Source organism: Nonomuraea sp. CA-218870 (assembly GCF_050936535.1).
Taxonomy (GTDB): Bacteria; Actinomycetota; Actinomycetes; order Streptosporangiales; family Streptosporangiaceae; genus Nonomuraea; species Nonomuraea corallina.
Window position 1 is genome coordinate 1,508,989 of sequence record NZ_JBNJMN010000001.1, and the last position, 15,001, is coordinate 1,523,989.

The following is a 15,001-nucleotide window of genomic DNA, read 5'->3' on the forward strand; positions in this document are numbered from 1 at the left end:
GCGACGTCCGACATCCCGAATGGGATGTCCCTCGTTGTGGTTCGGAGCGTGACGACGCATGCGCCCCTTTCTGTCGTGGATTGATGATTTCCGTTTCGCAGGCGTTACCGCCTTCGCCACGTTGACGCTGACATTACCCGGCCTTCTCATGCTCGCGGCCGAACCGACCTGGGCGGACGCCGCTCGCACCATCGAACTCGACACGCCGACACAGCAATGGGGATCCGGCGGCGGAACGCCGTCGCTCGTCTCCGCTGCCACAACCACGCCGGCCGATGCCATGCATACGGTTGTGGCGGAAGTCGACCCGCCCAATAACGCTTTGCCGGAGGAAGTCCGCGCAACCGTCACCCGGACGAAAAAGGAGTCCCCGAAAAGGCACTCTGCGCAATCGACGATGACAGCCCTGGATGATCCGCCGTGCGGCTCTTACTCGCCTTGGAGCGCTTATACCTATGTCGCGTACGGCACCCGCGTCGCCTCTGGCGGACGCGTCTGGGAGGCCACGCAGAACATTCCCGGCAGCCTCAACTCCCATCCGCCGGAGGAGGATCCGACCGGATGGATGCTCATCGGCTTCTGTCCGCCGCCGCCTGCCCCAGAGATCATCTCGCTTATGCCGGAGAACGGTATTCAGCTGATGACCACGCGGCCGACGTTCTCCGCCGCGGCCACCACATGGCCCGGTGGGTCGGTCGGGTACCGATGGGAGATCTGCACCACCCCGGACATGGAAAACTGCCTGCCCCAGGGGGAGGACTGCTGCGGTGAGACCGGGCAATGGACGCCAGAGGAGGGGTTACTCGCCTGGGGGCGCCAGTACTGGTGGCAACTGGAAGTTACGGATGCGTCCGTCACCGGCGGGGAAAGCGCCTCGTCGCCGATCCGGACATTCGTGGTCGGGGTCCGCCAGCCCACGATCACCTCACGGCTCTCCACACGGGGGGTCAACGGCCAGGATTTCCACCAGCTCGCGGGCAACTACACCACCACGTTCACCGACGCCGAGATCGCCGGCGTGGGCCCGCCGCTGTCGGTGGTGAGGTCCTACAACAGCATGGACCCGAGGCGCAGCGGGGCGTTCGGCGCCGGCTGGTCGACTCGCTGGGACATGAGGGTCCTGCCGGAGAACATCCGCGGCCGAGAGGCGCTGCTCGTCACCTACCCGGACGGACGCCAGATCCGCTTCGCGGCTAAAGGCGACGGCACCTACCAGCCGCCGCCGGGCCTGCACGCCACACTCGCCGACGCGAGCCAGTCGCCCACCTGCCCGTCCGGCGCCACCTGCACCGGCTGGGCACTGATGGACAAGTCGTCCACCACGTATCTGTTCGACGCCGACGGACGGCTGACCAGAATTGCCGACAGCCGCGGGCGTTCCCAGACGCTCGTCTACGGCGCCGACGGGAAGCTGGCTGAGGCGACGGCGCCGGGCGGCCGCACTCTGAGCTTCACCTGGACCGGGCAACACGTCACCACGGTCTCCACGGCGGCTGTCGACGGTGCGCCGCTCACTTGGACCTACCACTACAACGGTGACGTTCTGGAGAGGGTCTGTGACCCGGCCGAACATTGCGTCCTCTACGGTCACGCGGCCGGCTCTCTGTACAGGACCGCGGTCCTGGACTCCGACCCGATGGGCTACTGGCGGCTCGGCGAAACCACGGGCACTGAAGGCAAGGACCTGGGATGGAACGGCGAGACCCTGTACTACTCGGGTGTCGGCTTTGGGAAACCGGGAGCGCTGAGCGGAACCCCCGACACCTCCGTGCAGATCAGCTCCGCGTCGCAGCTGCACCTGCCGTACGCGATCCTTCCGCGAGCGGGCACGTGGGCGACCGTGGAGACCTGGGTGAAGACCACGGGCACCGGCTCCGTGCTCACCGCCGGTAACGAATGGGGAACCCAGCAGCACCCGGTGCTGCGTGTGCTCGCGAACGGACGCCTCGCCGCCGCGTTCCAGCCGACCGCCACGCCCATCACTACTGGATCTCCGGTAAACGACGACGCCTGGCACCACGTGGTTCTGACCGTTGCCAAGGACGTGCAGACGCTATACGTGGACGGGCAGCAGGTCGGCACCCTCAACGGGACACTCGGTGACTCGATGGAGTGGCCCGAGCTCAAGGCCGGAGACATCGCGGCCCACCTGGACGAACTCGCCGTCTACGACCGCCCGCTGGCCGCCGGTGAGGTCGCCGGCCACTACGCGGCCCGCGCGGAATCACCTTACAAGCTTGCCCGGATCACCCTCCCTTCCGGCCGCGTCTGGGCCGCCAACGTTTACGACGCCGTCACTGACCGAGTCAAGACGCACACCGATCAGCATGGTGGTACCTGGCAGGTCAGCGAGCCCGTGTACAAGCGCACGACCGGCATGAGCACCGTCACCGTCACCGACCCCCAGCAGGGCACGCTCACGTACGTGCACGACGCCTGGCGCGGCTACCGGCTCATGTCCCGGACGGATCAGCTGGGTAAGAAGACCGCGTACTCCTATGACACGGGCGGCTTCCTCTTCAGCACTGTCGATGCCAATGACAACGTCGTCGAGACTTACAATGACGCACGCGGCAACGTGATCCAGCGGCGGACCTGCCGCACCTCAGGCTCCTGCCAGTGGACCCGTTACTCCTACCACGAGAACGCGGCCAACCCCTTCGACGCTCGCAACGACCTGCTGCTCGCCAGCTGGGACCCGCGCGTGACGGGCACCGACAAGGTAAAGGCGACCAGTTGGGAGTACAGCTCCCACGGCGAGGAGACAAAGCAGACGACACCCGCCACTCCCGACTTCCCCGCCGGCCGGTCCATATCGACGGCGTACACCGACGGGACGGAGCCGGCCGTCGGCGGTGGGACCACGCCCGCCGGCCTGGTAAAGACCAGGACGGATGCCCGCGGCAACGTGTGGACGCAGAAGTACACGGCCGCCGGCGACCTCGCGGAACAGATCGAACCCGAGGGCATGCGCACGGTCTACGAGTACGACTCGATCGGTCGACCCACCGCACGCGTCGAGTATTCGGACGCCTTTCCGGACGGAGTCAGATCGACCTTCACCTACGACGGCCTGGGACGGCTGCGCACCCACACCGGTGCCCCCGTCGAGAACGAGATCACTGGCAAGACGCACACCAGCCAGGCCCGCTACACCTACGACCCCGACGGCAACAAGCTCACCGACACCGTGGTCGATCTCACGGGCGGCGACCCTGAGCGGACGATCACGTACACCTACGACACCCGGGGACGCACGGAAACGGTCACCGGACCGGAGGGCGGTGTCATTCGCTACACCTGGGACCAGGTAGGTGCCAAGGTCGAGGTCACCGACGAACTGGGCTCGGTGTTCGGCTACACATACACCAAACGCGGTGAACTGGCCAGCCGCACTCTGAAGAACTGGACCGGCAGCCCGGTGAATCCGCAGCAGGCCCGGGAGATCGTGCTGGAGTCGTACTCCTACGATCCCGCCGGCCGCCTCGCGAGCCGGGTGGACGCGATGGAGCGCAAGACCTCCTTCACGTACTACAAGGACGACCTGCTGCACCAGGTCATCGGCACCGCCGTCAAGCTGAACGGCTCCTCCACCACGAAGGACGTGGTGCTGGAGGCGCTCACCTACGACGCCGCCGGCAACCCCGCCATCCTGACCACCCCGGGCGCGCAGACCGCGTACGTGTATGACGCGGCCAACCGGCTCACGTCCAGCACCTTCGACACGGCCAGGCTCGCGCGCAAGATCACCAATGTCTACGATGCCAACGGTAACGTCGTCAAGCAGACGTTGAGGGCAGAGGGTACCTCCCGTGAGGAGGGAGTCGAGTACGCGTACAACAAGGAGAACCGGCTCGTCCGCCGCACGGTCGAGAACGGCGACGATGACCTCACCACCACGTGGACGGTCGATGACCGGGGCCTGGTGACGTCGACGACGGACCCTCGGGGGAACGTCGCGGGAGCCGACCCGGAGCGGTTCACCACCTCGGATCGGCATGACGCGGCCGGACGCCTAGTGGAGAGGAAGCTGCCGGAGGTCAAGGTCGAGCACGCCGGAACCAACGGCGCCGACCTGGCGCGGCCCACCACCCGCTACGGTCACGACAGCGCAGGGCGGCAGACGCACGTCATGGACGCCGAAGGCCGGCTGAGCACGACCACGTTCGACAGGGCAGGTCGGGTCACCGCCGTCATTGATCCCGCCTACACGCCGCCTGGCGGTACCCAGATCATCCCCAAGGAGATCTACGGCTACGACGCGGCCGGCCGCCTCACGAGAGTCACTGACCGCAGCGGTCAGCTGTCGACCCTGGAGTACGACGCCCTGGGCAACCAGGTACGCGTCACCGACCCGGCCGTGAACGGGGCGGCGCCCGGACAGTGGATCAACGAGTACAACCGGGTCGGCGAGCCTCTGGCCGAGATCGACCCCAACGGCGCAAGGGCCGAGGCAACGTACGACGACCTGGGCCGCATGATCACGCGGACCGAGATAGAGCGGCATCCGGCTGCGGCGGCGCACACCACGAAGCTGACCTACACCGACGCCGGATTCCTGGAGAAGCTGTCGCCGCCGGCCGGCCAGCCCACCTTGTTCACCCACAACGCGGCCGGCGAGGTCACGCTGCTCACGGACCCGATGGGCAACAAAACCGCCACCACCTACGACCTGGCGGGCCGCGTCACGAAGACGACGACTCCTCTGGGGTACGCGAGCCTCGCTGAGTACGACTTGGCAGGCCGGCTGACCGCGCTCAAGGACCTCGACACCGATGGCAGGGTGATCCGGACCACCGCCTACGGCTACGACGCCGCTTCCAACCAGATCAGTACGACGTCCGGCGAAGGCCGGGTCACGGAGCGTTCGTTCGACGAGACCGGCCTGCTCGTCGAACTCATGGAGCCCGTGTCGGCGAACGAGTCGATCACCACGACGTTCGGCTACGACGCGGTCGGCGACCGCACCCGCACGACGGACGGCCGCGGCAACACGGTAGGGACGACCTACAACAGCCTCCGCCTGGTGGAATCGCTCATCGAACCATCCACGGCCGCGCACCCGGACCTCGCGGACCGTACCTGGCTGCACACCTACGACGCGGAAGGCAACTTAACCTCCCTCGCGGAACCCGGGGGCGTCCGCATCGACCGTCAGTTCGACGAGCTCGGACGCCTCACTAAGGAGACGGGTCACGGCGCCTCGGTCGCCACGCCGGAGCGGACCTACCGCTACGACGCAGCAGGCAGGCAGATCGCCATCGGAGACTACGGCCTCGAATACAACGACCAGGACCTGCTCACCAGAGTCACCCGCAACTCGGCACAGATAGCAGCCTTCACCTACGACGCCCTGGGCAACCCGCTGACCCGGTCCGACACCTCGGGCAACGCCAGCTTCACCTGGGACGACAACGAACGGCTGAAGACGGCGACGGACCCGGTGACAGGGCGAGCCTTCTCCTACGGTTATGACACGGACGACCGGCTCACGTCCCTGAACTCCAGCAACCCGGCCAACAGTCAGACCTTCACCTACGACCCGCTCGACCGCTTGGAGACCCACACGCTGAAGAGCGGCGGTGGCGCTCAACTCGCGAAGATCGCGTACGGGTGGGACAAGGACGACAACCTCATCTCCAAGAACACCACCGGCACTGCCGGGGCCGGAGCCAACACGTACGGGTACGACCACGTCGGCCGCTTGACGTCCTGGACCGCGCCCGACGGTACAGTCACCGCCTACACCTGGGACGCCGCGGGCAACCGGACCGGAGTGGGAGACAAGGCCTACTCCTATGACGAGCGGAACCGACTCATCTCCGGCGGTGGCACCGACTACAGCTACACCGCGCGTGGCACCCTGACCGCCACAACCACTGGCGGTGTCACCACCAACATGACCTTCGACGCCTTCGATCGCCTGGTGGCCGAGGGCGACGTCACTTACACCTACGACGCGCTCGACCGTCTCATCTCTCGCAGGAAAGGGACGGACGAAACCACCTTCGCCTACTCCGGGCTTGAGAATGACATAGTCACGGTGGCGGACGGCAGTGGGACCGTAACAGCCAAGTACGGGCGTGATCCGAATGGCCGCGTGCTCAGCATGAAGGAAGGAGCATCGCCGGCGCTTGGCGTCATGACGGACTATCACGCTGATGTCGTGGCGACCTACACGGGAACGAGCCTGGCGGACTCGGTTGCGTACAACCCGTTCGGGGAGCCCATAGCCCGCACCGGAAGTCAGCGTTCACTCGGCTACCAGAGCGAGTACACCGACCCTGACACCGGCAAAGTGAACATGCACGCACGCTGGTACCAGCCCGGTACGGGCGGGTTCGCCTCGCGTGATGACTGGATGCTGGAGCCGGAGCCGTCCATTCGGGCCAACCGCTACTCGTATGCCGACGGAGCGCCTCTCAGCAACGGCGACCCGTCCGGACACGCCCCGGACTGTTGCGGCGCCGGTGGCGGTGGCGGTGGTATCGGCAGTTACAACGCCAAGAACTGGAAGCCCATCTGGCGGACGGTGGAAGCCGTTGACGCGGCGAGCGACTTGGCCGGGCCAGCCGGATGGGCCAAGGGCGCCGCCAAGCGAGCGATCAAGGCGGGATTCAAGAAGGTCTTCAAGGGCGGAGGCAAGAAAAGCGCCTCCCAGGGCGGCAAGAAAGCCCTGGGCAGGGACAACGTGAACCGTCTACAGCGCGAGAAGGGAAACAAGCGCTACCTGTACGCGCCGAAGAAGAAGCCCAAGTCCAAGAAGCAGGCCGAAGGAAAGGGTAGACCTAAGACAGTAAAGACGCCCAAGACGCCTAAGAAGCTTAAGCCTACTACGGGGAAGAAGCCCGAAAAAAAGCCTAAGAAAAATCCAGCGGGGCCGAACGGTAAAAACAACAAGAAACCCACGACCAAGTCCCCGAAAAACCGTAATCCAACACCCAAGAAAGCACAGGCCGAGCGGCAGAGGCAGAAGGACAAGGGGTGTCGCACCGGCCCCTGCACCGGTAGTGACCGCGATGGTCCGGAGGCAGGCTACTACAACGTCGGCACAGGTCATGATGAAGGCTATGGCCCGGCGTATCGCGAGATCGTCGAAGAGGCGACCGAGACCACGACCGAGTCGATCGTCGAGGACATCATCGACGATGTGGCCCCTGACCTGCCGTCCGACCCGCTGCCGGACGAAGGGCTGGACAGTTGCTTGCCCAACAGCTTTGTCCCCGGCACCCCGGTTCTCATGGCAGACGGTAGCCGCAAAGTCATCGAAGACGTCAAGGTAGGCGACCACGTGCTCGCCGCCGATCCAGGAACCGGCCGCATGGAGGCTCAGCCCGTTACCGCGCTGATCAGCAGTCACGGTCGCAAGCACCTGGTCCGCATCACCGTGGACCTCGACGGCGACCGCGGAAACGCGACCGACGTCATCGAGGCCACTGCCGAGCACCCGTTCTGGCTGCCCGCCCTGAAGGAATGGGTCCCTGCCGGACAACTTGAGGCCGGCGCGTGGCTGCGGACCTCGGCCGGAACGTACGTCCAGATCAGCGCGATCCAGCACCGCACCGCCACCCAGCGCGTCCACAACCTGACCGTCGACGAGCTGCACACCTACCATGTGGTAACAGGCGACCAGGCGCTTCTCGTTCACAACGCTCGCCCGCCTCGACCTCACCCGGACGTGGGTACCCATTATGAACTGGCGCCGGCAGGCCCAGGCATGGAGCGACACCATATTCCGCCACACTCGACTAGGCCCGCTGGCAGCAGCTACAGTCAGGGCCCCACGATCCGGATGGACCGGGCCGATCACCGCGCACTGTACTCGACGGGCCGGTCGTTGGAGTCGCAGGCCTGGCGGCAGTGGCAGAAGGAGCTGGTTGACGCCGGCAGGCATGACGAAGCCATGGAGATGGAGTACCGCGATATAAAGCAGCGTTTTCCAGGGAAGTACGATGTTGAGATTGACGTGCATCGGAAGAATTACACTGGGGGCTCTACGTGCCCGTAGGGGATCATGCAAGGATGGCTGAGCGGATACTCGAGGTCCATATCGGCGCGGGGTTGGACGACTTGCGGTTCGACATGGACGAAGCTCAGGTTAGGGCCGGGCTAGCTACTTACGGCAATGTAGTGGACGCAACAGCTCCTGGAGGTGCACTGTGCCTCCGCACGGAAGGCATTGACGAAACATTTTCGGTGTACGCCGCGTTCAAAGCCGCCACCGGTACTCTGTACACGCTCGAGATTTGGCGGCCGAGTAACATCAGATTGATCGATGTCGATGTTTTCGGCACTCTCCTCTTCGCTACTCCTGCCACCCAAATTCTGGACAGAATCACAGAGTTGGGGCATAGGGTTGATGCTGAAGACCAGTGGCATCCCATACTGCCTGATGCATCGATCGGCCTGGATCGTGAGGGTGGCGATGATTGTGATGACGATGGCCTTGCTCGTTACTTTCAGTCAATATTTATCGCGCCGCCTGGCTACTACGCGAGACCAGGCTGCGGTTGAATAGGTAGGTAGCTACACCGGTTGAATTGGTAGAGTCTCTGGGTCGTGACGGATGACGGTCGGTGCGGTACGACCGGAGTATGCGGTACGGACAAAGGGGTGGATACACGCCCGCGGAGCAGGAACGGTGGGAGCGTGTACGGCTGCAGGCGGCCGAGTGGTTCTCGGCTGGAGAGTCAACCAGGACGGTCGCCGCACGATTAAGGATGCACGAGCGGTCGGTGACCCGCTGGCGCAAGGCCTGGCTTGAGGGCGGGGAGCAAGCGCTGCGCTCGAAGGGTCCGGTGTCGAAGGAGAAGTTATCGGCCCGGCAGTGGGCGCCGGCTGGATGCCGAACTGCGGCGGGGACCGCTGGCCTGAGGCTGCGCGGAAGACCAGTGCTGGACACTGGGCCGGGTCAAGGCCCTGATCGGGCGGCTGTTCCACATCGGCTACACGATCGAGGGGGTCAGCAAGCTGCTGCACCGCCACGGCTGGTCGGCGCAGGTCCCGGTCCGGCTGCAGCCGGTGGCGTGTGATGAGGCCAGCTCAGGTCGAGCCGCCCTTGCTCGATGGCTGGAAGCGGTGTCATGGTTGGTCAGCTAAGAGAAGAGCTGTGTTCGTTTCAACTCCGTCGCGGGGAGGACGGTCGGCTGCTACGGGTCGACCGTGCATCGGGACGGTGATGAGATCGACGCCCTCCTTGCGAGAACGGTTCTCGCTTATGACGTGACGACTGCACTACTGCGGGGGTTGCGCCGCCACGAACGTGCCGCGCCCTCTCACAGTCCGGACCGCGCCCTGTTTGTTGAGGGAGCGGATCGCCGCGCGCACGGTGTTGCGGCTGACGCTGAACTCGTCGCACATCTCGGCTTCTGATGGGATGGCGCGATTCAGCTCGTAAGTGCCGTCCTTGATCCGCTCCAGGATGACGGCTGCGATCTGCTGGTAGATCGGGTCCGGTCCGAGCAGGTCAATCGCCATCTAACTGACCCTAAGCGACCTAGGTGGATGCTAAACGTACAGGCTGGCTCGTGCAGGTATAGGATCACCCTCAGTGCCGAACCGGCACGTCCTCGCATGTGCCCGGCCCCCGGAGGAGGTCACGGATGCCGAGAGACAAGTGCTGGGGAACATCTGTCGCTTCTTGAGGAAGATCACGTCGCGATCGAATGGTCGAAGTCGCTGCCGTGGTGTCGCTCGGTCAGGGTTCGGAGCTACACGTGCGACTGCTCGTCGACCGTGTACGAGCTGTGTACGTCAGGCGGGCTGGTCCACATCCGCCGGACCGTGCGATCGTCTGGCGGCAGCCAGGTCAGTGAGAGTCCTTGGCTGCGTGCCGCCGAGGCGATGCGGCTATGGGATGACCTTCTCGCGGGGCGCGCACGTTGACGTTCGCCGCGGTCACGCCGTCTGGCTGCTGATCTACCGGTCAGTAGCCAACCCGAATATCCTTCTGGCATGCACGTCACCACCGGCAGGACCCGGCAAATCATCGCCCCCTTCACCGGCGAACCCCTCGCCGAACTCCCACTGGCCGGTGCGGACGACGTGCGCGAGGCGTACCGCAAAGCACGAGCAGCGCAAGAGGCGTGGGCAGCCCAACCCCCTCAGGAACGGGCAAGACCGTTCCTGCGGCTGCACGACGTGATCCTGGACCGGCGCGAGGAGATCCTCGACCTCCTCCAGGACGAGACCGGCAAGGCCCGCTCGCACGCCTTCGAGGAGGTCCTCGACGTCGCCGGCTGCGTGCTCTACTACGCCCGCCGGGCGCCCGGCCTGCTGGCCCCGCAGGGACGCAAGGGCGTCTTCCCGATCGCCACCCGGGTGAGCGAGCTGCGCCGGCCCAAGGGCGTGGTCGCGCTCATCTCGCCGTGGAACTACCCGCTGTCGCTGGGCGTCACCGACGCCGTGCCCGCGCTGCTGGCGGGCAACGCGGTCGTGCACAAGCCCGACACCCAGACCACGCTGTCCACCCGCTGGGCCGTGGACCTGCTGGTGGAGCTCGGCATGCCGCGCGACCTCTGGCAGATCACGCCCGGCGACCCGGAAGAGATCGGCGAGGCGCTGCTCGACGGCGCCGACTACGTGGCCTTCACCGGCTCCACCCGCAGCGGCAGGAAGATCGCCGAGGAGGCGGCCAAGCGGCTCATCGGCTGCTCGCTGGAGCTCGGCGGCAAGAACCCGATGCTGGTGCTCGACGACGCCGACCTGGACCTGGCCGTGCAGGGCGCGATCCGCGCCTGCTTCGCCAACGCCGGCCAGCTGTGCCTGTCGATCGAGCGGCTGTACGTGCACGCGTCTCTGTTCGAGGCGTTCGCCGACCGGTTCGCCCGTCAGGTGCGCAACCTGAAGCTGGGCGCCGGCCGCGACTGGTCGGTCCAGATGGGCTCGCTCACCCACCGCCACCAACTGGAGACCGTCACCCGGCACGTCGAGGGCGCCGTCGCCCGCGGCGCCACCGTGCTCGCCGGCGGCAGGGCAAGGCCCGACCTCGGCCCGCTGTTCTACGAGCCGACCGTGCTCACCGGCGTGACCGAGGACATGGAGCTCTGCCGCGACGAGACGTTCGGCCCCGTGGTGGCGCTCTACCCGTTCACCACCGACGACGAGGCGGTCGAGCTGGCCAACGACACGGCCTACGGCCTCAACGCCTCCATCTGGACCACCGACACCTCCCGCGGCCGCGCGCTCGCCGCCCGGATCAAGGCCGGCACGGTCAACATCAACGAGGGGTACGGCGCCGCGTACGCCTCCTACGACGCCCCGATGGGCGGCATGAAGGCGTCCGGCCTGGGCCGCAGGCACGGCGCGGAGGGCCTGCTGCGCTACACCGAGGCGCAGACCGTGGCCGCGCAGGCGTCCTGGCTGCGCCTGGAGCCGCCGTTCGACCTGTCCCAGGAGGCGTGGGCGGACGTGCTGGCCACCACGCTCAAGGTGATGAAGTGGCTGAGGGTGAAGTGAACGGGTTCGACGTCGTCGTCATCGGCTCCGGGTTCGGCGGCAGCGTCTCGGCGCTCCGGCTGGCGGAGAAGGGCTACCGGGTCGCGGTGCTGGAGGCGGGGCGGCGCTTCGAGCGGTCCACGCTGCCCGCCACCTCCTGGCGGCTGCGCGACTTCCTGTGGGCGCCGTGGCTGGGCCTCAAGGGCATCCAGCGGATCCACCTGGTCCGCGGCGAGAAGGGCACCGGCGTGATGGTGCTCGCCGGGGCAGGGGTGGGCGGCGGGTCGCTGGTGTACGCCAACACGCTCTACGAACCGCTCGACCCGTTCTACCGCGACCCGCAGTGGGCCTCGATCACCGACTGGAAGGGCGAGCTGGCGCCCTACTACGACCAGGCCAGGCGGATGCTCGGGGTGACGGTCAACCCCACCCGCACCCCGGCCGACGAGGTGATGGTGAAGATCGCCGAGCGGATGGGCGTGGGCGGCACCTTCCGCCTGGCCCCCGTCGGCGTCTACTTCGGGCCCGACGGCGCCGACCCGTACTTCGGCGGCGCCGGACCGGAACGGCGCGGCTGCGTGCAGTGCGGCGCGTGCATGACCGGCTGCCGCCACGGCGCCAAGAACACGCTCACCGAGAACTACCTCTACCTGGCCGAGCGGGCGGGCGCCCGGGTCTACGCCGAGTGCACGGTCACCTCGGTCCGCCCGCTGCCGTCCGGCGGGTACGAGGTCCTCGCCCGGCGGACCGGCTCGGCCCGGCAGCGCCGGCTCTTCACCGCCCGGCAGGTGATCTTCTCGGCCGGGACGTGGGGCACCCAGCGGCTGCTGCACCGGCTGCGCGACGACGGCACGCTGCCCCGGATCTCGCCCCGGCTGGGCACGCTCACCCGTACCAACTCCGAGGCGCTGCTCGGCTTCGAGCGGTTGTCGCGCGACGGCGAGAAGCTCAACGCCGGGGTGGCGATCACCTCCTCGATCCACCCGGACGCCGAGACGCACATCGAGCCGGTCCGCTACGGCGACGGCTCCAACGCGATGGGCCTGCTGCGCACGCTGCTGATCGACGGCGGACGCAACCGGTGGAAGGCGTTCGCCCGCGAGGCCGCGCGCCGGCCGCTGCACGCGCTGCGCCTGCTCGACCTGCGCGGCTGGTCGGAGCGGTCGGTGATCGCGCTGGTCATGCAGGCCAAGGACAACTCGATCACGGTACGGCGCGGCCGGTTCGGGCTGCGCTCGGCCCGGGGCCACGGCGAGCCGAACCCCACCTGGATCCCGGCCGGGCACGAGGCGGTGCGGATCGGGGCCGAGGAGGCCGGCGGCGAGCCGCGCGGGTCGTGGCTGGACCTGTTCGACATCCCCGCGACCGCGCACTTCCTGGGCGGCTGCGCGATCGGCGCCTCGCCGGACGAGGGCGTGATCGACCCGTACCACCGGCTCTACGGGTACGAGGGGCTGCATGTCGTGGACGGCTCGTCCGTGTCCGCCAACCTGGGCGTGAACCCCTCGCTGACCATCACGGCGCTGGCCGAGCGGGCGATGGCGTTCTGGCCGAACGCGGGCGAGCCCGACGGCCGCCCGCCGCTCGGCTCGGCCTACCGGCCCCTGGACCCGGTCGCGCCGCGCTCCCCGGCGGTGCCCGCCACGGCCCCCGCCGCGCTCCGGCTGATCACCCGCTGACCGCCTCGATCTCGTCCAGGAGCGCTGTCAGGGTGGCGTCGTCCGTGGCCGGGGCCATCACCGTGATCCGCAGGTGGCGGACCCCGGCCAGCTCGGTCGAGGTGAGGTAGAAGGTGCCGTCGCTCATCAGCCGCTCGCGGATCGCCGCCTGGTCGCCGTCGCCGTAGCGGAAGCACACGATGTTGCTCTCCGGCTCGTACGGCAGCGTGAACCCCGGGCGTTCGCGGGCCAGCTCCCAGAACCGGCGGGCGGTGTCGTACCGGGAGGCCACGTAGTCGCCGAGGCCGCGCTCGCCCCGCCAGGCGAGGTTGAGGAACACCTTCAGCCCCAGTTCGGCCTTGGTGCACTCGACCGTGCGGCGGATCTGGTCGAAGCCCTGGTCGCCGTAGAACAGGTAGCTGGCCTCCTGCTTGAACGCCGCGTCCAGGTCGCTCTCCCTGCGCACCAGCACCGCCGCCGACAGGGCCGAGGCGCGCAGCATCTTGTGCGCGTCCCAGATCACCGAGTCGGCCAGCGCGACGCCGTCGAGCAGGTGGGCGTGCCGGTCCGACAGCAGGGCCGAGGCGCCGTGCGCGCCGTCCACGTGGAACCACACGCCGCGCTCGCGGCACCACTCGCCGATCGCCCGCAGGTCGTCGTACAGGCCGGTGCCGGTGGCGCAGGCGGCCGCCACCAGCGCCATGACCCGCCTGCCCGGGAGGTCCGGCAGCCTGGCCGGGTCGATCCGGCCCAGCTCGTCCGTCTCCAGCGGCACGATCGCGCGCTGCCCCAGCCCGAGGATCGAGGCCGCCCGGGAGATCGAGTAGTGGGCCGACGGCGGGGCCAGGATCACCAGGTCGTCCGGCACGCCCCGCTCCCATGCCTCCGGTGCCACCCGCGCCCGCGCGGCCAGCATCGCGGTCAGGTTGGCCAGCGAGCCGCCGTGCGTCAGCACGCCGCCGCCGGCCGGGAAGCCCACCTTGTCCAGCATCCAGCGCAGGACCTCGAACTCGACCGTGGCCGCGGACGCGCCCATCTCGTAGATGTTCATCGGGTTGTTGATCGCGCCGTGCACGAAGTCGGCCAGCGCGGCCGGGAAGTCCGGGGGAGCGGCCTGGTGGGCCAGGAACGCCGGGTGGTGCAGCCGGGTGCCCTCGGCCAGGTAGGTGCGCAGGAAGTCGCGGTACGACTCGGGGGTCATGCCGCCCTTGGCGATCAGTTCACGCAGCCGCAGCCGGTCCGCGAGCTCGCCCGGCGGCGTGCGCCGGACCACGGGGGCCGCGCCCCGCTGGCTGTCCGCCACGTAGGTGGTCAGTTCCTCGACCGTGACACCGGCCGACTCGGTGAACTCCTCAAAGTTCCACATATCCCGGAATACTGGGGATATCGTCGGCGTACGGCTAGTCTTGCCGAATTGGAGGCCGATACTGGTGCATAACGCCGAACTGGATTCGATCGACCTGGCCATCCTGGCCGAGTTGCAGCGAGATGCCCGGTTGCCCAACAAGGATCTTGCAGAGCGGCTGGGCGTCGCGCCCTCCACGGCGCTCGAACGGGTGCGGGCGCTGCGCCGGCGCGGGGTGATCACCGGCTTCCGCGCCTCGGTCGACATCGCCAGGCTGGGCCGCCCGTTGCAGGCGCTGCTCGCCCTCCGGGTACGGCCGCACACCAGCCAGCTCGTCGACCCGCTGAGCGCGTTCGTGCTGTCGCTGCCCGAGACGATCACGCTCTTCCACGTGGCCGGAGCTGAAGACTTCCTGGTCCACGTCGCGGTCGCCGACGCCGAGCACCTGCACCGGTTGTGCCTGGAGAAGTTCCTGGTACGGCCCGAGATCGTGCACCTGCAGACCACGCTGATCTTCAAGAGCCAGCATCAGCCCGTCCAGCGGCCCTCCGATATGTGAAAA

General features: G+C 67.6%; 7 protein-coding genes and 2 pseudogenes. 7 read left to right on the forward strand and 2 right to left on the reverse strand.

Annotated elements, in window-relative coordinates; all coding sequences use genetic code 11:
* The first annotated feature begins 58 nt into the window (after positions 1–58).
* The 4 genes and pseudogenes from ACQEUU_RS07730 to ACQEUU_RS07745 form a co-directional block, all read left to right on the forward strand.
* A complete protein-coding gene (locus ACQEUU_RS07730) occupies positions 59–8,008 on the forward strand; it encodes a polymorphic toxin-type HINT domain-containing protein (protein WP_433062176.1) in 7,950 nt (2,649 codons plus the stop codon).
* 14 nt (positions 8,009–8,022) lie between these two features.
* Positions 8,023–8,514, forward strand: coding sequence for a hypothetical protein (locus ACQEUU_RS07735; protein ID WP_433062178.1), 492 nt, complete (start codon positions 8,023–8,025; stop codon positions 8,512–8,514).
* An 80-nt stretch (positions 8,515–8,594) separates the two neighbouring features.
* Positions 8,595–8,816 (forward strand): annotated as a pseudogene (locus tag ACQEUU_RS07740) (helix-turn-helix domain-containing protein); the annotation flags it as partial.
* 79 nt (positions 8,817–8,895) lie between these two features.
* A pseudogene (locus ACQEUU_RS07745) lies at positions 8,896–9,099 on the forward strand (helix-turn-helix domain-containing protein); the annotation flags it as partial.
* Positions 9,100–9,234: 135 nt separating this feature from the next.
* Here ACQEUU_RS07745 and ACQEUU_RS07750 read toward each other — a convergent pair.
* A complete protein-coding gene (locus ACQEUU_RS07750) occupies positions 9,235–9,477 on the reverse strand; it encodes a GntR family transcriptional regulator (protein ID WP_433062180.1) in 243 nt (80 codons plus the stop codon).
* A gap of 477 nt (positions 9,478–9,954) precedes the next feature.
* On the opposite strand from ACQEUU_RS07750, the gene ACQEUU_RS07755 reads away from it, so the two are divergent.
* Both ACQEUU_RS07755 and ACQEUU_RS07760 read left to right on the forward strand, forming a co-directional pair.
* Positions 9,955–11,457, forward strand: coding sequence for a succinic semialdehyde dehydrogenase (locus ACQEUU_RS07755; RefSeq protein WP_433062183.1), 1,503 nt, complete (start codon positions 9,955–9,957; stop codon positions 11,455–11,457).
* Complete coding sequence (locus ACQEUU_RS07760) at positions 11,439–13,115, forward strand: FAD-dependent oxidoreductase (protein ID WP_433062185.1); 1,677 nt, start codon at positions 11,439–11,441, stop codon at positions 13,113–13,115. Before ACQEUU_RS07755 ends, ACQEUU_RS07760 begins: the two co-directional genes overlap by 19 nt.
* On the opposite strand, the gene ACQEUU_RS07765 is transcribed toward ACQEUU_RS07760, so the two are convergent.
* Complete coding sequence (locus tag ACQEUU_RS07765) at positions 13,105–14,460, reverse strand: pyridoxal phosphate-dependent decarboxylase family protein (protein WP_433062188.1); 1,356 nt, start codon at positions 14,458–14,460, stop codon at positions 13,105–13,107. The two genes, ACQEUU_RS07760 and ACQEUU_RS07765, sit on opposite strands and share 11 nt — an antisense overlap.
* A 64-nt stretch (positions 14,461–14,524) precedes the next feature.
* On the opposite strand from ACQEUU_RS07765, the gene ACQEUU_RS07770 reads away from it, so the two are divergent.
* The gene (locus tag ACQEUU_RS07770) at positions 14,525–14,998 is read left to right on the forward strand and encodes an Lrp/AsnC family transcriptional regulator (protein WP_270153294.1); all 474 of its coding nucleotides are present in this window, start codon (positions 14,525–14,527) and stop codon (positions 14,996–14,998) included.
* Positions 14,999–15,001 lie beyond the last annotated feature (3 nt).

Coding starts and splice junctions, on each gene's coding strand:
- ACQEUU_RS07730 (WP_433062176.1), top strand. CDS start 59: ATGCGCCCCTTTCTGTCGTGGATTGATGATTTCCGTTTCGCAGGCGTT.
- ACQEUU_RS07735 (WP_433062178.1), top strand. CDS start 8,023: ATGGCTGAGCGGATACTCGAGGTCCATATCGGCGCGGGGTTGGACGAC.
- ACQEUU_RS07750 (WP_433062180.1), bottom strand. CDS start 9,477: ATGGCGATTGACCTGCTCGGACCGGACCCGATCTACCAGCAGATCGCA.
- ACQEUU_RS07755 (WP_433062183.1), top strand. CDS start 9,955: ATGCACGTCACCACCGGCAGGACCCGGCAAATCATCGCCCCCTTCACC.
- ACQEUU_RS07765 (WP_433062188.1), bottom strand. CDS start 14,460: ATGTGGAACTTTGAGGAGTTCACCGAGTCGGCCGGTGTCACGGTCGAG.